Source organism: Paenibacillus sp. FSL A5-0031, from assembly GCF_001956295.1.
Lineage (GTDB): Bacteria > Bacillota > Bacilli > Paenibacillales > Paenibacillaceae > Pristimantibacillus.
In genome coordinates this window covers 141539-161207 of sequence record NZ_MRTD01000001.1, presented here as the reverse complement: position 1 = coordinate 161207, position 19669 = coordinate 141539, and the positions used below count along the sequence as shown (strand labels likewise).

19 protein-coding genes are annotated in these 19669 nt (G+C 42.7%); 10 read left to right on the top strand and 9 right to left on the bottom strand.

The window, feature by feature from the left end; translation table 11 throughout:
- Together BK120_RS00645 and BK120_RS00640 are read right to left on the bottom strand one after the other, a co-directional pair.
- The gene (locus tag BK120_RS00645) at window positions 1-1734 is read right to left on the bottom strand and encodes a sensor histidine kinase (protein WP_076265549.1); all 1734 of its coding nucleotides are present in this window, start codon (window positions 1732-1734) and stop codon (window positions 1-3) included.
- Window positions 1735-2208: 474 nt separating this feature from the next.
- Entirely contained in the window at window positions 2209-2412 is a 204-nt protein-coding gene (locus tag BK120_RS00640; RefSeq protein WP_076265548.1) for an AraC family transcriptional regulator, read from the bottom strand.
- A 271-nt stretch (window positions 2413-2683) separates the two neighbouring features.
- Between BK120_RS00640 and BK120_RS00630 the strand changes: the two genes are divergently transcribed.
- The 6 genes from BK120_RS00630 to BK120_RS00605 all read left to right on the top strand — a co-directional run bounded on the left by BK120_RS00630 (window position 2684) and on the right by BK120_RS00605 (window position 7502).
- Window positions 2684-3031, top strand: a complete 348-nt coding sequence (locus tag BK120_RS00630) for an MMPL family transporter (RefSeq protein ID WP_305953863.1) — start codon at window positions 2684-2686, stop codon at window positions 3029-3031.
- Between the two features lie 554 nt (window positions 3032-3585).
- A complete protein-coding gene (locus tag BK120_RS00625; protein ID WP_076265545.1) occupies window positions 3586-4041 on the top strand; it encodes a hypothetical protein in 456 nt (151 codons plus the stop codon).
- Between the two features lie 57 nt (window positions 4042-4098).
- Window positions 4099-4551 carry a hypothetical protein gene (locus tag BK120_RS00620; RefSeq protein WP_076265544.1) on the top strand — a complete coding sequence of 151 codons (453 nt, stop codon included), beginning with the start codon at window positions 4099-4101 and terminating at the stop codon, window positions 4549-4551.
- Between the two features lie 45 nt (window positions 4552-4596).
- The gene (locus BK120_RS00615) at window positions 4597-5049 is read left to right on the top strand and encodes a hypothetical protein (protein ID WP_076265543.1); all 453 of its coding nucleotides are present in this window, start codon (window positions 4597-4599) and stop codon (window positions 5047-5049) included.
- Between the two features lie 86 nt (window positions 5050-5135).
- Complete coding sequence (locus tag BK120_RS00610) at window positions 5136-6377, top strand: sialidase family protein (RefSeq protein ID WP_083681453.1); 1242 nt, start codon at window positions 5136-5138, stop codon at window positions 6375-6377.
- Between the two features lie 213 nt (window positions 6378-6590).
- On the top strand, window positions 6591-7502 hold the full coding sequence (locus tag BK120_RS00605; RefSeq protein ID WP_076265542.1) for an NAD-dependent epimerase/dehydratase family protein: 912 nt from the start codon (window positions 6591-6593) through the stop codon (window positions 7500-7502).
- A 60-nt stretch (window positions 7503-7562) separates the two neighbouring features.
- Here the strand turns inward: BK120_RS00605 and BK120_RS00600 are convergent, their stop codons facing one another.
- The gene (locus BK120_RS00600) at window positions 7563-8201 is read right to left on the bottom strand and encodes a class I SAM-dependent methyltransferase (protein WP_076265541.1); all 639 of its coding nucleotides are present in this window, start codon (window positions 8199-8201) and stop codon (window positions 7563-7565) included.
- A gap of 124 nt (window positions 8202-8325) precedes the next feature.
- On the opposite strand from BK120_RS00600, the gene BK120_RS00595 reads away from it, so the two are divergent.
- Genes BK120_RS00595 through BK120_RS00585 form a run of 3 tightly spaced genes read left to right on the top strand, consistent with a single transcriptional unit; the run spans window position 8326 to window position 9763 of the window.
- The gene (locus BK120_RS00595) at window positions 8326-8784 is read left to right on the top strand and encodes a hypothetical protein (protein WP_076265540.1); all 459 of its coding nucleotides are present in this window, start codon (window positions 8326-8328) and stop codon (window positions 8782-8784) included.
- Between the two features lie 26 nt (window positions 8785-8810).
- Window positions 8811-9260 carry a hypothetical protein gene (locus BK120_RS00590; RefSeq protein ID WP_076265539.1) on the top strand — a complete coding sequence of 150 codons (450 nt, stop codon included), beginning with the start codon at window positions 8811-8813 and terminating at the stop codon, window positions 9258-9260.
- Window positions 9261-9304: 44 nt separating this feature from the next.
- The gene (locus tag BK120_RS00585; RefSeq protein WP_076265538.1) at window positions 9305-9763 is read left to right on the top strand and encodes a hypothetical protein; all 459 of its coding nucleotides are present in this window, start codon (window positions 9305-9307) and stop codon (window positions 9761-9763) included.
- 87 nt (window positions 9764-9850) lie between these two features.
- Here the strand turns inward: BK120_RS00585 and BK120_RS00580 are convergent, their stop codons facing one another.
- From BK120_RS00580 to BK120_RS00560, 5 genes are read right to left on the bottom strand one after another with little or no spacing between them, the layout of a single operon-like run.
- Window positions 9851-11086, bottom strand: coding sequence for a sialidase family protein (locus BK120_RS00580; protein WP_076265537.1), 1236 nt, complete (start codon window positions 11084-11086; stop codon window positions 9851-9853).
- 26 nt (window positions 11087-11112) lie between these two features.
- Window positions 11113-12471, bottom strand: coding sequence for a glycosyltransferase family 4 protein (locus BK120_RS00575; RefSeq protein ID WP_076265536.1), 1359 nt, complete (start codon window positions 12469-12471; stop codon window positions 11113-11115).
- Window positions 12468-13688 carry a glycosyltransferase family 4 protein gene (locus tag BK120_RS00570; protein ID WP_076265535.1) on the bottom strand — a complete coding sequence of 407 codons (1221 nt, stop codon included), beginning with the start codon at window positions 13686-13688 and terminating at the stop codon, window positions 12468-12470. The genes BK120_RS00575 and BK120_RS00570 overlap by 4 nt, the downstream gene beginning before the upstream one ends.
- Before the next feature lie 34 nt (window positions 13689-13722).
- Window positions 13723-14685 (bottom strand): NAD-dependent epimerase/dehydratase family protein, encoded by a 963-nt coding sequence (locus BK120_RS00565; RefSeq protein WP_076265534.1) that lies wholly within the window; start codon window positions 14683-14685, stop codon window positions 13723-13725.
- A 14-nt stretch (window positions 14686-14699) separates the two neighbouring features.
- Complete coding sequence (locus BK120_RS00560) at window positions 14700-15977, bottom strand: nucleotide sugar dehydrogenase (protein WP_076265533.1); 1278 nt, start codon at window positions 15975-15977, stop codon at window positions 14700-14702.
- Window positions 15978-16243: 266 nt separating this feature from the next.
- Between BK120_RS00560 and BK120_RS00555 the strand changes: the two genes are divergently transcribed.
- Window positions 16244-17698, top strand: a complete 1455-nt coding sequence (locus BK120_RS00555; protein WP_076265532.1) for a glycosyltransferase family 4 protein — start codon at window positions 16244-16246, stop codon at window positions 17696-17698.
- Between the two features lie 607 nt (window positions 17699-18305).
- Here BK120_RS00555 and BK120_RS00545 read toward each other — a convergent pair.
- Window positions 18306-19607: an ABC transporter substrate-binding protein gene (locus BK120_RS00545; protein ID WP_076265530.1), complete on the bottom strand. Its 1302-nt coding sequence runs from the start codon at window positions 19605-19607 to the stop codon at window positions 18306-18308.
- Window positions 19608-19669 lie beyond the last annotated feature (62 nt).

The following is a 19669-nucleotide window of genomic DNA, read 5'->3' as shown; positions in this document are numbered from 1 at the left end:
TTACTCCTCCTCTATCTTGATAGGTATTTTCATCGCAACGCCTAAGCCGCCTAGCTCGCTTCGGAATACGTATAGCCCAGCCGATAGGCCAAACTTGATCTGCAGCCGCCTGTGCACATTGACAACTCCCGTCGTTTCAAGTTCTGAAGCATCCTGAAGCTTGAACTTGAGCCGCATAAGCTCGTCTTCCGTAAGCGCGGTGCCATTATCTTCAAAATAGATACAAAGGAAGTTGTCCCGCAATTCATTCGTTATTCGCAAATGACCATCTGATATTCTGGACTCCAGTCCATGCTGGTAGGCATTTTCAATGATAGGCTGCACGATGAGACGCGGTACCAGCAATTCCTCCCACCTCGAGGGAATCGGTTCCAACGAAACATTGATCCTGCTGCCGAACCGCATCATCTGGATATTCAAGTACGCTTCAGCATGCTTCATCTCTTGCCCTAGTGACAGCTCTGACTTTGCATCTCTCGTAATAAACTGAAAGTAGTTGCCAAGATAGTGTACGAACTTTCTTGCATTATCCAAATCCTCGAATTCGATCAGCTGATGCAAAATAAAAAAGCTGTTATACAGAAAATGCGGGTTGATCTGCGACTGCAGCTGTCTTAGTTCGGACTGCTGACTCCTAATTTGTTGCTCATATACTTCTTGTATCAAGGATTGCAGCTTAGATACCATCTTATTGAACTGTTCCGACAGGTCCGAAAATTCGTCATTACTCCTCTGTGAGACCCGAACCGCTAGCTGGCCCTGCTCTACTTTTCGGAAGGCCTTTAACAGGTTGCGAACGGGATTCCGAATCGCTTTGAAAATCCAATACGAGAACAGCGCCATCACAATGATGGACAAAGCGAACAAGATCCAGAACAACGCATTATATTTGTCAAAGTCGCGCATAATGACGTCTTCCGGCGTGTATATTCCTAGCGAAAAATCATATCCTGACGATTGCCGTAGCGAAACCAAATATTTTTTTCCTTGGTTCTCGAATATGACGCTTTCAACTTCACCGCCTGACTGCCGAGATAATAATCTTTCGATTTCATCGGAAGTATTGGGCAACCCGTGATTAGTAATAACACGACCCTCCTGCTTGAAATAGAGGTAAGCTCCTCCTTGATCGGACATACTGCTTAAATCATCCATGATCATCCGCTGATTGATCTCGATCTCGATCAAGAAGACGGGAGCCCTGTTTTTGATCACGCTTTCCGGGTAATAGGAGCCCATCAGCAGCTTGTCGCCATGCCATACTAATGGAGATAATTGCTGCTGCATCTTGAATCGAATCGTTTCCAGTTCTTTGATCGATACGCCCTCGATGTAGCTTCCGGACTTTATTTGCTTATCAATCATCGGGATATAAAGAGTTGCACTCGCTATATAAGAGCTGGAATCCTGCAGAAGAGCCACCTTTCTCTCCAACCGCAAAATCGCTTCTCGCAGCTCGTTTTCCGTCAAGGCCGGAGCTACTGTGCTTAAAGCCATAAGATCCTCGTCCACCAGTAAGGAACGTTTGAAATTTTCGATATTAACAATTTCATTCGTCAGTGATGACAAATAAAATTTCACATTGGTTTGCATGGATTGCAGAATTTGATCCCGCAAACTGCTGGCCACCTGCTTGTTCAAATAAATGCCCAACATGTACACAGGCAAAATCGCGATCAAGAAGCCCAGGAGCAGCTTAGGAAAAATTGTAAATCTTCTCTTTTGAAACCACATATCATTTCCTCCTGCCGAGCGTTTGCATCGATATCCATGATGTACTTACCATTCTCAGAAAAAAATCAATTGTTTGAACCCGTAGAAGCGTTCCATCATTGGAAAAACCCGACCGCAAAGGGTCAGGTTTTCATTAAATATATGGGTGAGCTTTACCAATCTTATTCTTGCCATATGCTGCATCGCCTGTAGGCGGCATGGAGTCTCCTGCTAATACATTATAGGGGGAACGCTAAAAGCGACATCATTACTGTTGTTATAAGTGCTTTTCTTCTTATTCTCACCGATCTTTCCTCCAAATAGTTATTTAGCCCTTAGAGATTCCTTAAGACAAATGGGGCTGGTATGACGGACAGACAGATCCTGCATTCACAAGTTTTATTGTTTCATTTTACAAAAAGTAATCGTTTCAAGTCTTTGAAAGATAAAGTCTTATTTTTGCACATTTCGGACAACTAGTTGATATTCACTTAGCTATTTATTTTCCCCCAGCAACTCCTTCGTCTTCGTTATTTTCACCGCCGTAATAAAATCGGATAGTTCTTCACCCGTTATGCGTTTATATAACCTAGATAAATAAGACGGATTATGGCCTGCCACCTCGGCAATTCGATTCAAGCTAAGATCGCCTGCCACATTGTGCTGGATATGACGCTGAACTTGACTTACAACATCCATCTACTATATGATCCGATGATTTGTGCTCAAAAATCACTTCAGCCAATTTCCTCATGAACCTTCCATCGATTCACGTACGATAAGAAAATAGAAATGAGCGTAAAATATATTTCACTTCTAGTACTGTCTGACTTCCCTTCAGCGGATGCCGCGAGCTTCATCAGTGCGGAATATTCGACAGAAAAATGTACCTGTTGACCGTTTTCCAGAAGCGTTTGCATCCACGGCGAATGATAGTTTTATATTGAGCAGCTTCTTGCACGCGTTCTAGATCATCTCTGCTGCGCCTTTAACAAACGCCAATCAGGCCAGCCGCGTAGTTGTAGCAGCAGCCATAATTATGGTGTACGTCTTCGCTGGCTTTATTTTCGCTCATGATTTCATGATCAAGCAGATTGGTTTTGCACTGGCGATCGGTATCCTTATTGACGCCTTTATCGTCCGCATGCCACTCGTCCCGGCGGTCATGGCAATCTTCGGCGATAAAGCTTGGTGGCTGCCTAAATGGTTAGACCGCCTGCTGCCGAACCTGGATGTCGAAGGTGATAAACTGATTGCACAGCTTAAAGATCAGGAGAGTACCTCCAAAATCAAGTCTAGCTCTCGTAAGGCATACTAATTTTATTAAATAAGGGGCTGTCTCAAAAGCAGTAAGCTCTCTAGCGAGATTGCCTGCTCTGAATGATAATGTTGAACACCATGAATAAATGGCTGTACAGGAGACTATGCCTGTACAGCCATTTTACTATTCTGATCTATCGTTCCCATCATTTCTCCAATTTCACTTTCCGATTCAATCATCCACCGACCACAAGTTAGTAGTTGTATCTACTTTCGAGACTGACCCTTATTTTCACTTATGATTTCGAAATTGTCTTCTATAATCAGTCGGTCCAAATTCAGCATATTTTTTAGATTCTTCTATTAAATAGAGAACATTCGAATATCCAATACATGACAAAAGTGAACTCATAGGGATGTTCCTCTCAGAAAATTGTACTTTTGTATCGGGGTTTTTGTACATTTCTTTCAAAATAGTTTGAATATATTGGAATGGTAGTAGATTTCAACTGAAAGGAGATGTCTGAATGTGAAGGTGTAACGGTTGTTGTACCTATCATCATAATCGGACAAGTCATTAAGGCTAGTATCATAATAAAGGAGATGTCGCTCATGTTAAATATCCTTGATTTTGAATTTGAAGAGGTCCCTATCGGAGGTGGGTCTTTGCCCTTGGCTGTAAATGCAGGGGCTTCCGAACTACCACTAACTGAAATTTGGCTTAGTGTCACCGGCTCTAATCAGTATATCTTCATGTACTCTACCATTGGATGGCAAGCACAAATCACCACTACGTCTATTGCTCCCGAGCTTGTCTTCCGCATTCGGCGCGGCGGATTTGGAACGAATTCTCCGATTGTGTTTCAAACATCGGATTCTGCTTTGCTAATTGGAAACACGGCTATCAGTATGAATATTGGAATGACTACAGCATTTAATCACACGGAGCTCCCACCAATGTCAGTAATAGGAGTAGCACAACAATATTTCTTAACCGTTCAGAATATAGGAGTTGGCAATGCTTCCATTGTCGGTCCTGTAAATTTAACAGGGTTTGTATTAGGATAATTGAAGAATACAGCCAATGAAATCACCATAGTCTACAATAGAGGAGTTGTGATTTAAATGCTCAATATCCTTGACTTCGACAAGGAAGAAATTCCAATTGGTTCAGGGTCGCTCCCTTTAAATTTAACCCCCGGCCCCGAACTTGCCTTGACTTCAATATTCCTCAATATTCCCAGCACAAACGTCAACTTATTAATATCTGCTACCGTAGGATGGGAAGTACAACTGCTGAATCAAACCATCATACCTGAACTCATCTTCCGAATTCGCCGTGGAGGTTCGGGATCGAGCTCCCCCATCGTCTTTCAGATACAAGATTCTCAGTATTTACCGGACTTCCAACAATTCATTATGCCTATCAACTTTAATACTTCATTTGATCATTCTGAGAATCCTAGCCCATCAATCGTAGGTAGTTATCAACAGTATTATTTGACTGTTCAACAAATTGGCATCGGAAATGTATCAATTATTGGTCCTGTCAATTTAACTGGCATGATTCTTGGTTAAAAGCAGGGTCACCGATGTAATCTGAAAAAAGTGAGGAATAGACCTATGCCAAGTATTTTGCAATATGCTACACAGGAGGTTCCCGCAGGCGGCGGATCGTTGCCCCTAGGACTAACGCAGGGGGTTGAGATTCATTTAACGTCAATATGGTTAACAGCCACAAGCTCAACGAACCAGCTTCAATTCTGGGGAAATGTCGGTTGGGCGTTACAACTTCTCAATCAGGCTGTATCTCCCCAACTAACTTTTCGTATTCGTACGGGAGGATTCAGCCCAACAGATCCTATCGTATTTCAAACCACGGACTCCGAGCTATTTCCTGGTAACATGGGCTTTATAACTCAGGTATCATTTAACACTTCCTTCACTCATACGCAAGTACCAAATCCAACGTTAATTGGTGTCGCTGTACCCTACTTTTTGACCGTTTCCTATTTTGGCCTCGGAAACGTGGCCATTACCGGACCGATAAACCTTACAGGGCAAGTTCTAGAATAATAGAAGAAAACAACTTGTTCCTACAGTTTGTAGGTGACAAGTTGTTTTTCTCCATTTATAAAATCTACCATGAGGAGGACATCTATTTGACGAACATACCGGTTACTATGGGTACGCAATCACAGCAAGAGCCTTCCATTACCGTTAATACTTTGAACAACTTAACCGTCATTGTTACATCTAGCAGCATTTCTACAGGAACTTCCAGAATCAATGTATATGTGTCGCAGGATGGCGGGTTTACGTACCCAACCAGTCCGACGCTGACTCTACCTGTCGGTTTTACTACCCAAGGTAATGCTATAGGCACCTATGGCTATCGCAATACATTTATGATAGCCTGCACCGCACTGAACACGAATCCGGTCATGGATTCTTCTATCACCGTCTATACTTCTACAGATAATGGAGTTATTTTCTCCGCTCCGGTTATTACATGTGAGGGCTTTGGACAGCAAATATATAATGATAAACCCTTCATTCAACTCGATAACTCTAACGGAAGTCCTTATCTCGGTCTGGCACATGTTGGCTTTACACGATATTATGACAATTTCGCCACCTCAGGCACTTTTTATCAACGTTCTCTCGATCTAGGACAAACGTGGTCGATTCCCATTCTTTTGTCAGATCAAACGACAGGAACCGCCGTGTTCGGCACGAATGTAGCAATAGGACCAACGGGACAGGTCTATGTAGCATGGGCGCAGTATGCACCAGGTAATCCTCAATTCCTCATTCGACGATCCGATGATGGAGGTGCGACCTTTAATCCGATTGTTGTAGTATCGAATATTTCCCTCGTCCCAAGTCCCCTTCCCGTACCCGGATTCGCTTTCCGCGTCTTGACCAGCGCCTTCCTTGCGGTAGATATTTCGGCCAATCTCGGCCAAGGAATACTATACGCCGTTTGGCAAGGTTATCAGACTGGCTTTTCGCACATCTACTTATCGAGGTCAACCGATCAAGGAAATACTTGGTCGACACCGATTCAAGTGGATGACAGCCCCACTGGTACGCAAAATTTTTATCCGAATATTGCGGTTTCTCGTAGTACGGGACTCATCCAAATTGTGTATTACACGAATCGCGTCGACTCCAGTATGCTTGATGTTTATGGTACAACTTCAGGAGATGCAGGCGCCACTTTTGCTGTTAATACCCGCTTATCAGACACTTCATTTGATCCTAACGCGGATCCGAGTTATGGGGAGCCTTGCCCGTCTTTAGGAGACTATATTGATGTTGCATTCACATATCCCGACAGACAGATTACGGTATGGACAGGAATGATCAACAACATACAAAATATTATTTCAAACCTATAACCTAAATAAGCTATTTGCATTAGTTAGAATCTTGGTACCCGGAGCAACGTTCATAATACCGGCAGGTTTGTCATCCACGTGGAGGGGCGCATTATATGCCGCTCCATTATTATTTCTGCTGTCAAATTGGCTATAACCTAGGGTATGAATACATATTCCAATCCCTTTTTTATGCATATGATGAATCAAAACGTCATAGTGGGGAGTTGTGTTATGAAAGCTTTGGTTACAGGAGGTGCAGGTTTTATTGGTTCCCATCTTACTGATATGCTTATCGATAGTGGCGCTGAGGTACACATTATCGACAATCTTACAACTGGATCAATAAAAAATGTAAATCCTGCAGCAACATTGCATATTGAAGATATAAACAGCGATTCATCTTCTCAAATCATTCAAACAGTTAAGCCTGATGTTGTGTTTCATATGGCAGCTCAGGTTGATGTTCAACGATCGATAGCCGACCCTGCATTCGACGCTAACGTAAATATCGTTGGTACCGTGCAGCTTATTCATGTTTGCAAGCAAGCTGGCGTCGGAAAAATCATATTCTCCTCAACGTCGGCCGTATATGGTGTCTCAAAAAAAGAACGCGCATCGGAGGATGCATTACCTTCTCCGATTTCCTATTATGGTTTATCTAAACATGCAAGCGAGTGCTATATTCGATTGTTTCATGAATTGAACGGCATTAACTACACGATATTACGTTATAGCAACGTATATGGTCCTCGTCAAACTGCAAAAGGTGAAGGTGGCGTTATTGCCATATTTATGAGCAACCTGCATAAGGGGCTTCCGCTTTTTGTGCATGGCAGCGGCAATCAGAATCGCGATTTTATTTTTGTGCAAGATGTTGTAAGAGCAAATATTGCTGCGTGCCGTCAAGGGAATCAAGAAACGATCAACATAAGTACAGCATTGCCTACTTCGATTAATAACTTAGTGCATAGATTAAATATGATTCACGGCTCAGCCATAGATGTTGCACATGGCCCAGAGCGGCCAGGTGATATTATGGACAGCTGCCTCGATAATTTGAAAGCTGAACAAATATTGGCTTGGCGGCCGAAAGTTAGCTTGATCGAAGGATTAACACAAACTTATGAGTATTACCGTAAATAATAGGCTAAAGCGGCGATCGTTTCTCGGCATTCAGCCTGAGAGCGATCGCCTATTTTTTTTTCATTTCATGGCAACAAGAACCGTTGTAAAACCATCATCACGGCCTATAATAAGCTCATACGTCTCATTATCTTGTGTACATACCTGTTGGATACGAAAGCCACAATCCGTTAACAAGCTGGACAATTCATTAGGTTGATAATGGCGATAGTGATGAGGATTTACACCACCTAGGAAGTACGGATTGTTCAAATGCGGAATAACCTTTTCATTTGGTGCTGAGATAAGAAGAATGCCGTTTACATTAAGAGAATCATAAAGCTTCTGGACGAATGACCGATCATCCTTCATATGCTCGACGGTTTCGAAGCAGGTAATAACATCGAACTTTTGGATAGGAAGTTCTTCTCGAAACAATCCAGATAAGTCGCTTTTCACATAAACGGTTTTGTCGCAGTAGAAATGATCAATCGCCCAATTTAATGCATGATCCGATCGATCCACACCGACAGTCAGTATGCAAGCAGAGTTTGTAGCCAAGTAATGAGTGCCATACCCTGAGCCGCAAGCCGCATCCAATATATAATCTCCACGACGAATGTAGTTCAATGCAAAATGATATCGATAATGATGATCCATCATGACATCTTGGAAGGACGTCGCGTACATTCGTTCCATCTTCGTAATTTCGTCATCCATTCTCTTTCCTCCAATAACCAAAAAAATTAAACCTTTAAACGGGTAAATCTATCCGTGTCCGCGATATGAATCTATGAATCTACTATAATGTAATATCCAATTGAACAGGAAAGGAGCTGCGTAAATGGCTCAATTGATTGATTTTGCATCACAAGAAGTTTCTATTGGACAAATGTCGCTTCCTCTTAATTTGCCAGCTGGAACAGAAGTTTTGCTGACCTCTATCTTTCTTAATATCGCTAATGCAAATGTGGAAGTGGAACTGTCTGCTACCGTCGGCTGGGAGGCTCAACTATCACTGCTGCCCCTTGTTCCTGAAGTCATCTTCCGTATCCGCCGCGGTGGATTCACACCAGCTAGCACCCTCATCTTTCAAACTACAGATTCCGTTTTTCTCGGAGCTGGCAACTTGATACCGGTACTGACTTCTGACTTGACTACATCCCTTCAGCGTTCCGACTCTCCTGATACCCCTACAATTGCGGGTACCTATCAACAATACTTTTTAACAGCACAACTGAGCGGTACGGGCGGAGCGACGATTAATGGGCCCGTTACATTATTAGGATCAATTATCGGGTAATTAACTAATAAAAAGGAGTTGAGAATATGGCATTTTTAGTTGATTTTGCATCACAAGAAGTGAAGCAAAACACACAGTCATTACCATTATTGCTGGCTGCCGGTACCGAAACGTTATTAACATCCGTATTTCTTAATGTCACGAGCACAAGCAATAAATTAGTATTGCAAGCTACGGTCGGTTGGCAAGCTGAATTACTTTTGCTTCCGATTGTACCCAAACTCACATTCCGCATCCGACGCGGGGGTTCTACGGTGGCATTCCCTGAGGTCTATCAAACAACAGATTCGGAATTTTTAGGAACAGGCGGGTTGATCTCGAACATCATAACAACAACTTTAAATCACGTAGAATCGCCTGATCAAAGCCTTGTCGGTTCGTTTCAACAATACTTTTTGACTGTACAAAGCAATGGACTCGGAACGATTACGGTTGTTGGTCCGGTTACCTTAATGGGTACAACGATTGGCTTTTAAATATCCCCATTCATACTTTTCTAAATAGGAAGGAGGTGAAAGCTATGGCTGTAATCATTAATGACTACCAGTTTCAAGAAGTTCCCGTTGGAACAGGGTCTCTCCCCCTTTCTATTTCTCCCGGTTCGGAAGTGCTGCTGACATCTATCTTTCTTCAAGTTACTAGTGTAAACAACAGGATTGAGTTAAAAACAACCATTGGCTGGGAGGCGCAATTACTCGTCCTGAATATCGTACCGAAGCTTCTCTTCCGCATTCGGCGCGGCGGAACGAGTGCCCCCGCGACGGTAGTCTTCCAAACGACTGATTCCGTATTTTTAGGAACCGCAAGTGAAGGACCATGGGTACCGCTCGATTTCACGACTTCTTTCCAACACACCGAGACGGCTATTCCTGCTATCGTTGGCACATTCCAGCAATACGCATTAACTGTTGAACATATCGGTCAAAACGTTGCTACGATTATTGGTCCAGTTCATTTGGACGGTACCGTTCTTCTATAACACAATAGTCCGATACCTTTACCGTTTCTATACTAAGCAGTATGGCGAATTGATTTCCGTTAGGCTGGAAATCAATTCGCTCTTTGTTTAGATATCCTCGAAGATGTTCTGTGATCCCGTCCGTGTGTCCATCCAGACAATGAGTGCTGCGCCAGTTGCTTTTACAATTAGGTCGTTATAATCACCAATCGATGGTGTTGGAGTGCCTAATGACGGGTCCGCATTTGGATCGAAGGAGACGCTTGTCACACGAAGATTTGGCGCAAACGACGAACCGGCATTGTTTGATTCAGCTAAAAACACATCGATTAACGAGTTGCTTACACGGTTCGTATAGTACATCACCTTCACCCCGCCATTATCACGCGATACCGTTAAATTGGGCAAAATATTTTGCGATCCTGCCGGGCTATCATCTACTTGAATTGGCGTTGACCATGAAATACCTTTGTCAGTCGACCGCGAGAGAAATATATGTGCAGAACCTGTACGGTTGTCTTGCCAAGCAGCATAGACGATGCCTTCTCCGTTAAATGGCGAGATATCTACGGCTAAATAAGCAATCGTCAAGACGCGAAAACCAAAGGTTGGTACAGGAAGAGGGGTTGGAACTAGTGAGACTGTCGATATGGTAATAATAGGACCATAAGTCACTCCCCCATCATCTGATCTGCGCATAAGAAATTGCGGCGTTCCTGGACCATATTGCATCCATCCGACATAAATTTCACCTGCGGGACCAATTGCGATACTCGATCCAAAATTCGAAACATCTTGAACTTGGTTTGTTAATAGAAAGGGAGTAGACCAGGTTATCCCTTGGTCTAGTGATCGCGAAATCAAAGTTTCCGAGCTTTGAAAATTGTTGAAATAACGTGTAAACGCAATATACGCTTGACCAAGATACGGACTGCCATTCGACGTATCTATGCGTATTGACGGCTTGTCGTTATATACCGCGGTGCCAAACCCCTGGTTTACAATGATTGGGGTTGAAAAGGAGGCGCCATTGTTCGTTGAGCGGTACACGATAATGGACGAGTCCCTTACAGGGTTCACATTCAAAGCTGTCGCTGCAACTAGGAACAGATTAGGATAACCGTACGCAGCTACACCATCACCTGATGCCGCGAACCCCGCTGGAGGGGGATTCAGCATCTCGGTGTATGATGCACCGCCATTGATTGACCGGTAGATCGTCGTCATATTATTCCCCGAACGCAGATCATTCGTTGTTACAATGACAGTAGATTGATCCAGTGAATTTAGAGCGATGGATGGTTCTTGTTGAGGACCTGATGGGGTGATTTGTATGTTGGCCATGAAATCTTTCCTTTCAAGTAGTTTTTTTATTTTCCTTGATACAGAATGGAACCAACAATATGATCATCAACAATTGAATAGGATTGAGGGATGTACATATTGTACATTTCTCTTAGTGAAGAGCTTATCCATCCCCCATGTCTTCCAGCATGTTTCGGAGGATGTGTTACTTTTCGTATACGCTGTTTATTCAAAAGCTGTTCATAAAGATGTGTGGTTAGCTGCTCCATGGTCGTTAGTGACCATCGTTTCACGCCCCATTTGTAACCATTTGCTGCAAGCTTATTGCGAAGCTTATGATCATCCAGCAGTGCATTCAAGCAGTGTGACAATTCGTCACTGTCCCCGGCTTTTGCAACCAATCCCGTATGATTGTGTTTCACCATTTCCGGAATACCGCCAGCATTGGAAACAACGAGTGGCTTATGTGCAATCTGCGCTTCCATGACAGTAAACGGATGATTGTCATTTAAGCTTGCGAGCACGACGATATCAGACTGCTTAATCAATGATGGAACATCATTTCTGCTGCCCGTAAAAATGACGTGACTAGCTAAGCCCAAGCGGTTTGCTTTCGACTCTAACTCTGACCGAAGATTTCCATCACCAACGAGTAGACATATCCAATCATTTCTTATTTGTTTGAGAGTATACAGAGCATCTAGTAAACAGCTGTGCCCTTTTACTTTGTCAAATCGCGCAGGACAGATGATGACATTCGCTGCATCCGGTATCGTAAAGGTAGAGCGTTCATTCATCCGTTGCAAATATAGCTCCACGTTCATCCCATATGGGATAACCTCCATTTGCTGGGAAGGCACCATATATCCAACGAGCATATCATGCAGCCATTTCGTCGGAACAATAGTCAAATCGCTTGAGGTTGCGCCATAATACTCCCGAGCACATGCATACTTCCAAATCGTATCGGACGGCAATTTCCCTTCGAGCGATACCCAGTAGTCAGTTGAGAGACATCCATGGATTGTACTTATTAATGGTATCCCTTCCGGTTTAATTTGCCATAGAGCTCGGGATGAAATGACGTCCTGAGTATGAATCAAATCATATTTTCCAAGTCCAAAATAAGATGCTGCAAGGGCATAAGAGCAGAACTCAATTTCCTGTTCAACAATCCATGGATCAATTAGCGACTGGTATGGAGCGTAGATCGCTCGTATTTCGCCTTCGACGAGCCGTTTAAATCTCTCTTTCTCTACCCGCTCACCAGTATTAGCCATATAATAGCTATTTTCATCCGGATGCCTAGCGTACACATCCACCTCATGACCTAGTCGTTCCAAGCTTGCTTTTAAATCTTGAATATAGACCCAAACCCCTCCAACATGGGGGATCAGCCAGTACGTTGCAAGTAAAATTTTCAATTTACTTCACCTCGCTTGACTTGAAGCGCCTTTTCGTACAGCTGTAAAGTTCGATCGCACATCGTATCCAATGACCATTTTTTGAGTCCATAAGATCTGGCTTTATTAGCCAGACGTTTTCGAAGAGAGTCATCATTGAATAGTTTATGAATTTGGCTGCATAACAAATCTGCTCGACCAGCTGGCACTAATAAACCGTTCTCGCCATGAGTTATCATCTCTGGAATACCTCCTACTGCTGAAGCAATGATCGGTTTCCCCATTGCTTGCGATTCCATGACCACGAACGGAAAATTATCATGAATGCTTGGCACTACAACGTAATCCGCTTCCTTTAATAGAGCTGCCATATCGTTTCGATGTCCAAGAAACTTGACATGGCCCTCCAGATTATACTGGTACATCACTTGTTCAAGACTCTCCCGCAGCGGTCCGTCTCCGATTAACCAACATATCCAATCCGAACGGTTCTTTAACAGCAATGAAAGTGCATGGAATAAAACATCATGGCCTTTCACCTGATCTAGACGCGCGGGACAGACCAACAGCTTCACCCCTTCTGGTTTAGTCGTTATTATTCCATTAGTAGATTTATGGAGGAAAGATAACGTATCGAATCCATATGGAATAACATCCATTTGTATATCATTCATGAGCCCAGTTGATTCATATTGTTGTTTAAGCCATTTGGAAGGGTAAATATTCCAATCACCAACCATGCTTCCATAATGATCGAGCGCATTTCCCCATTGTTCAGATAGGGTATCATCAGCAATATAACCTTGAAGCCTCCATTCGGCTTCTAGTTTCCCGTGAAGGGTTACAATAAGAGGTGTAGTTCGCGGCTTAACTTCAGATACTCCAATTGCAGAGATTACATCTTGCGCATGAATCAGGTCATATTCCTTTAAGGAAAATTCGGATAATGCTTGACGGAAAGCGATTCGTTCCCCGTCCATTGCTGCCAACCAAGAATCATAATTCAATGATTTCTCATTGAACCGAAGACCCATATACTGCATGATCGGAGTTAATACAGCTTGCTTATCAATCGACTTACCTTTATCGACAACGTGGTAATGCTGCCCAGTTTCGTTATGAGAGAGGATATCGACCTCATGCCCCCTATCTTCAAGTCCTTTCCTGAGTGCCAATACATAAGTGGATACTCCACCTGTATATGGAACACACCAATATGAAACAAGTGCAATTTTCATCCGTCACCCCTCTTTCAGCCAAAAGGAACAAAAATCATATATGATTTCGATACCAGTCTATTGTTCTCATAAGTCCTTCTTCCAACTTCACGGAAGGTCTATAGCCAAGCAAAGTTTGTGATCTTGTTAAGTCCGGCTCTCGTGCCGGTATATCCTCATAACCCGCGCCATAAGCTTCATCATACGTTTTGGACACGATAGAAGATGTCGAATTGCTAAGAGAAACAATCAAGTTTGCAAGTTCCCTAATCGAGATAGAGCGGTTCGTACCGATATTGAATGCAAGTCCGTTAGCTTCCGGCTTGAGTGCTGCTAAAGTACCAGAGATCGTATCCTCTACATAAGTGAAACAACGTTTTTGAAACCCATCTCCATAAACCTCAAGTAGCTCTCCCTTCAAGGCTGCCTTAATGAATTGTGCTACAACACCGCCATATTGCGAATTTGTTTGCCTAGGTCCGTATGCGTTGAAATAGCGAAGCACGGTAACTGGAAGTCCCTTTTGGGCATAAGCAAAGCACATATGCTCATCCAGCGACTTCGCCGTTGCATAGCACCAACGATGAACAGAGGGGGCACCATAGATACGTCCGGACATTTCGTGAAAAGGCAGCTCCTCATTTTTTCCATATATTTCGGATGTTGAAGCAAAAATGACTTTGACATGGCGCGGATATGCTAATTCAAGTACATTGCGTGTACCGTCAATGTTGCCTTCTATAACTTTAATGGGATCATCTACCGTATTTTTAACGCCTAGAACAGCCGCTAAGTGGTAAACAACATCAGCTTTGGCAATCAATTTCTTCATCACCACTCGATCCATTACTGAGCCTTGGATAAGTGTGTGACGTTTATGGTTTTGGAGATGAGATAAAAATTCCGGCCGCCCATTCGAGAAATCATCTATTGTCCAAACGGTGTGGCCTTCCTCCAGCAAACACTCAACTAAATGTGAGCCGATAAAACCTGCGCCACCAGTTACTACTATTTTCATTGAACTCCCCCCTTTTAAAGTAAGATGACGTTTTTACGGTCTGCGACTTTGCTTGTAGCATTGCGTGTATCTATGACAACAGGTGTGTGTTTCACAAATAGCTCGTAAGGAATATTCGAATGATCCGTTAAAATTAATGTACAATCAATATTTCTCATATTTCGTGCCGTAAGCGGGACTGCATGAAGCACAGTTTCGCCAATTTTCAATTCATTTACATATGGGTCAAAATAATCTACCTTAACTCCGGATTCTAGCAGTTGCTCTATAATGTGCAGCGCGATGGACTCTCGCAGATCATTTATATCTTTCTTATACGTAACCCCGATGACAAGTACATTGCATTCCTTTAGCTCTTTAGGACGCAAAGTCTTTGCAACCCGTTCTACTATTAAACTAGGCATATCCTCATTTACCTGACGGCAAAGCTCAATAAAAGGCAAATCAATATGGTGTTCCCTCGACTTCCACAACAAATATAATGGGTCAACCGGTATACAATGTCCGCCAACACCAGGACCTGGATAATATTTCATAAAACCATATGGCTTTGTACCTGCTGCCTCGATCACTTCCCACAGGCTTATATCCAGCTCCTCGCATATCTTCAACAGACTGTTCATAAAGGAGATATTCAAATAACGCTGACTGTTCTCGAGCAGCTTCGTCATTTCGGCAACGCGCGGTGAAGACACGACGACCATGCGTTTAAACACTGCTTCATATACTTCCTTGGCATAGGATGTGCATGATGGCGTTACGCCTCCGACAACTTTGGGGATATGCTCCAATTCCCATTTCGAACCGGGATCAATTCGTTCTGGTGAATATGCGAGCGAAATTTCTTTGCCTACTAGGAGACCAGTGGACTCCAAAATCGGCTTAAGCAGCTCCTCACAAGTTCCCGGGTACGTAGAACTTTCCAATACAATGAGTTGACCTCTTCGCAAATGTGGAAGCAAATTTTGTGCAGCTCCAATCACATATTTCAAATCAGGTTGATCATGATCATCTAGCGGCGTAGGCACACAAATGATTATGACATCGACTTTCTCGATGACATTGAAGGTAGTCCCAACATGAAAACTATTTTTACTGAAAAGATCTCGAATCTCGTTTTTCTTATAGTCAGATAAATAGGATTGACGCTTGTTTAACATATTGATTTTTCGTTCATCAGTATCAATGCCATAAACCGTATTTCCTTTCTCAAGGAACAACTCAGCCAATGGCAATCCAACGTACCCTAGCCCAATAATACCAATTTTATAATTAGTAGCATGCTCTTTCACTCTCTCAACTCCTTTGACTAATCTTCTAGCATCATACGAAAATTAATCAAACTCGCATTAGATAAAAGTCTATATTTTACAGAAATAGTAGAATGTCACGAAGTTTATAAGATTTTGAGGATATTGAATTATACCGACTGGATGCAATTGTTGTTTGACAATCGCCTGTAATGATACGAGAGAAAAATAGGTGGATGTACGTTAACATTATTGTAATAGACTCATATGATAGTGGAATGACAGACAAATTGACCGGAGGGGAACAAATGCGAATACTAATCGCCTGCAGCTGGTCTCTACCTCATGCAGGTGGCGTAAATACGTATGTCAATCAGTTGTCAAAAGGATTACAGCTCGCAGGGCATCACGTAGATATATTCTCCCCGACGCCGGATGGACAGGGATTCCATGTCCCAGGAAAAAGCTTATTCATTGATAAAAGCAAACTAACATCTCTTATTGCCGATCAGGCTAGTCTCTATATGAATCACTATTTGCCCGGAACTGATCCATGGATAACTAGCACCGAAATTGAGCGGTATTGTATTGAAGCAGCTGCCTTGTACTTCGACTTATCCGATTATGATATTATCCATGCACAGGACATTGTTAGCGCACATGCGTTGTCACGTGTTAAATCTCCTAGAACTCCTTTAGTAACAACAATTCATGGCTGTCTCACCAAAGAGTGGTTTGTTAAGTTGAAAGAAATGGGATTACTGGAACAAGACACAAATACCCCGCTTTGGCACTATTCGGCCATACGTGAAAATTTGGGTGCAACCGTCAGTGATGTAACAATCTCGCCCTCGCAGTGGTTAAAAGATGTTTTAGTAAATGAATTTTCTGTTCCAGAACATAGTATTACAGTCAGCCATTATGGTTTTGACATTGACGAGTTTCTTCAAAACATGAATCGAGAATCAAATGTTACAAGACCTGCTGAGAAGAAAGTATTTATGTGCCCTGCACGCTTTGATGTTGTGAAAGGTCAAATCCATCTCATCTATGCACTAGCCAAACTAAAGGAAGAACGTACGGATTGGATTTGTTGGTTCGTAGGAGATGGTTTTCTTCGTGAAGAAATAACGCAAACTGCCAATAATCTCGGTCTTACTGATCACGTTATCTTTATGGGAAACCGCGAGGATGTTCCTGAATTGCTTCGACAAGCTGATTTTGTCGTCCTGCCCAGCATGCAGGATAACCAGCCATTTGTCATTATCGAAGCACAAATTGCAGGCAAGCCAGTCATCACTTCAGACGCTGGTGGTATTCCAGAAATGGTAACCCACTCATCGACTGGACTTGTATTTCATGCTGGAGATAGAGATCAGCTGTTTCATTGCTTAAGATCAGCCTTAGATGAAGATGATTCAACATCACTGATTGAGCTGGCAAATCATGCAAAGAGATGGGGAGAGGAACATTGGTCATTGCATGCGATGACTGAACGTGTCGTCGATTTGTATAATCTCGCGAAAAGCAAGCATCCAGAAATCGATAACGGAATAAGTTTGCAACCTATACAACCTATACAACCTATACAACCTACACAACCTACACAAATTATACAACCTGTTCAACCTGTTCAACCTGTTCAACGGAAGAAAAAGAAAGGAAGAAGTAAATGGCGCATCTTACGAAGAAGAAGATATCAAATCGCATTAAAAATAAGAAAACGAAAAAACAGAAAAAGAAGACTCGCAAAAAGAAGATAATTAAACGAGTGCTTAAAAAAGCACGTCGAAGATCAATACTTTTTAACCTGACAAGACCAGAATTGCTAACTGCTCATAATTTACAGCAGATGATCGATTCCAAATTCTCATCAGCCCATGATATTGAACAAAAAAACATCTGGAATCGTATTCTTCAATTAATGCCTATTGGATACACAATTCCCGATATGAGCATTGTGCAACCGCTTATGAATAAGCGTATAAATTAAGATTCTATATATAAGTAATTTCTTATTAGAATTAAGAATAGTTGGTGATAGATCGTTTGAGCAGGCTGCCCTGTGTGCTTTCGTTTCTTGACTCTGACTCGACATTGAAGCTGCTCACATTGCATGATTCGTTGTACGCGCTTGTGATTAATCTTGTAATCTCTTCAACCATGCTGTCCAATGGCCGAGTTTCGTTTTTTGCTCTCCATCGGTAATAGGTAGCACGTGGCACACCAAGTCATGCACAAGCTTGGTGATCGTAACTTCCCCGTGAATCAACTTTAGACCTGATCATAGAAAAACTGCCCCCTAATTGTTAGATGGTGTCTAACAATTGGGGGCAGTGGAGAGAAACTATGATATACAGTTGTGTGTATTCAGCTAATTTGAGTATCAGCTTGCATCTGCGCATCCTTCAGAACGGTATCCACATCTTTCCCTCCAAAATAAGCTTGCAGTGCAACAACGATAATATCCTCTATGGCGTAAGTGTTCATGCCATAGTTGACGGTCGGAATCTTAGCAGTCCATTTTGCGAAATCAGATACGATTTTTTGGCCTTGAAAATATTCATCTGCTGCAGAATAAGCTTCTCCACTTGCCGCAGCCTTTAGGGTACCAATGACTCCAATCTTTGTATTTAGAGACTGATAGAGTTCAGCATCGGAAGCAAATGTCTTTATGAGAAACTCGGCAGCAGCTTCTTTTCCCTCCACATTCATTACATACCAAGAGCTGCCGCCAAGACTTGATGCATGGACGGAACCTTTTGTTACTGCAAGCTTAGGAAGCGGAGCTACTGCCCATTTTTGTGACTGGGAAGCTTCAGCTTTAATTGAAGGGGTAATCCAGTTACCGGTAGGTACGCTGGCGACTTCACCATGATTGAATGCACTAACAAATTGGCTCCAGTCCGATATCACCTTCGCAATGCCGGAATCCAGCATTTCTTTATACAATTCAATCGCCTCTTTTAAAGCAGCGTTGTCTGCAATGATCGGAGTCTTGCCATCCTCTGCCGTATACCATTGCCCCGCAGATTGCATCATCATGCGAATAAGTCCAAGATCGTTCGGGTCAAGGGTTAGCATGCTTTTGCCGGTCTTCTCTATTACAGCTTTACCGATCTCGATATACTGCTTCCAGTCGATTTCCTCCATGTCAGCTAAGCTATAGCCCGCTTGCTCCAAATAATCTGTCCGTACATACATTCCGGTTACACCTGAATCAAATGGTACGCCGTACTGTTTACCATCAACACTGGTTGGATCAATCTTATAATCAGCGAAATTTTCGACTTTTACGGCGTCTGTCAATTCATAAAACGAATTCGGATACGCTTGCAAAAAGCTCTGTGCTCGATAATCCTCGATCAATACGATGTTAGGCAAACCTTTCGTAGAACCTGAATTCAACACGGTGTTCAGCTTTTGAACGATATCAGCCTGCGCGTTTTCCACGATGTTGATCATGACATCCGAATGAACTCGTGAATATGCTTCTTTTGCTACACCCATGGCGGCAATGTTAAACGCCGGGTCCCACGCCCAAACTGTAATCTCTTTCGAATTGGGAGTGCCTTCATCGCCCGAGCTTGTTAGGCTGCCTTTCGTTCCACCAGACGAACATGCCGTCAAGAGAATAACGCCAGCAAGCAAAGCGAAAACTAATTTCTTCAATAAATAATCCCCCTTGTAAAATAAAAAAAGATGAAAGCGTTTTCCAATAACGCATCCATCTT

Excerpts from the sequence above, each read along its gene's own strand:
- BK120_RS00645 (WP_076265549.1), bottom strand. The coding sequence starts at position 1,734 with ATGTGGTTTCAAAAGAGAAGATTTACAATTTTTCCTAAGCTGCTCCTG.
- BK120_RS00640 (WP_076265548.1), bottom strand. The coding sequence starts at position 2,412 with ATGGATGTTGTAAGTCAAGTTCAGCGTCATATCCAGCACAATGTGGCA.
- BK120_RS00625 (WP_076265545.1), top strand. The coding sequence starts at position 3,586 with ATGTTAAATATCCTTGATTTTGAATTTGAAGAGGTCCCTATCGGAGGT.
- BK120_RS00620 (WP_076265544.1), top strand. The coding sequence starts at position 4,099 with ATGCTCAATATCCTTGACTTCGACAAGGAAGAAATTCCAATTGGTTCA.
- BK120_RS00615 (WP_076265543.1), top strand. The coding sequence starts at position 4,597 with ATGCCAAGTATTTTGCAATATGCTACACAGGAGGTTCCCGCAGGCGGC.
- BK120_RS00605 (WP_076265542.1), top strand. The coding sequence starts at position 6,591 with ATGAAAGCTTTGGTTACAGGAGGTGCAGGTTTTATTGGTTCCCATCTT.
- BK120_RS00600 (WP_076265541.1), bottom strand. The coding sequence starts at position 8,201 with ATGGATGACGAAATTACGAAGATGGAACGAATGTACGCGACGTCCTTC.
- BK120_RS00595 (WP_076265540.1), top strand. The coding sequence starts at position 8,326 with ATGGCTCAATTGATTGATTTTGCATCACAAGAAGTTTCTATTGGACAA.
- BK120_RS00590 (WP_076265539.1), top strand. The coding sequence starts at position 8,811 with ATGGCATTTTTAGTTGATTTTGCATCACAAGAAGTGAAGCAAAACACA.
- BK120_RS00585 (WP_076265538.1), top strand. The coding sequence starts at position 9,305 with ATGGCTGTAATCATTAATGACTACCAGTTTCAAGAAGTTCCCGTTGGA.
- BK120_RS00580 (WP_076265537.1), bottom strand. The coding sequence starts at position 11,086 with ATGGCCAACATACAAATCACCCCATCAGGTCCTCAACAAGAACCATCC.
- BK120_RS00570 (WP_076265535.1), bottom strand. The coding sequence starts at position 13,688 with ATGAAAATTGCACTTGTTTCATATTGGTGTGTTCCATATACAGGTGGA.
- BK120_RS00565 (WP_076265534.1), bottom strand. The coding sequence starts at position 14,685 with ATGAAAATAGTAGTAACTGGTGGCGCAGGTTTTATCGGCTCACATTTA.
- BK120_RS00555 (WP_076265532.1), top strand. The coding sequence starts at position 16,244 with ATGCGAATACTAATCGCCTGCAGCTGGTCTCTACCTCATGCAGGTGGC.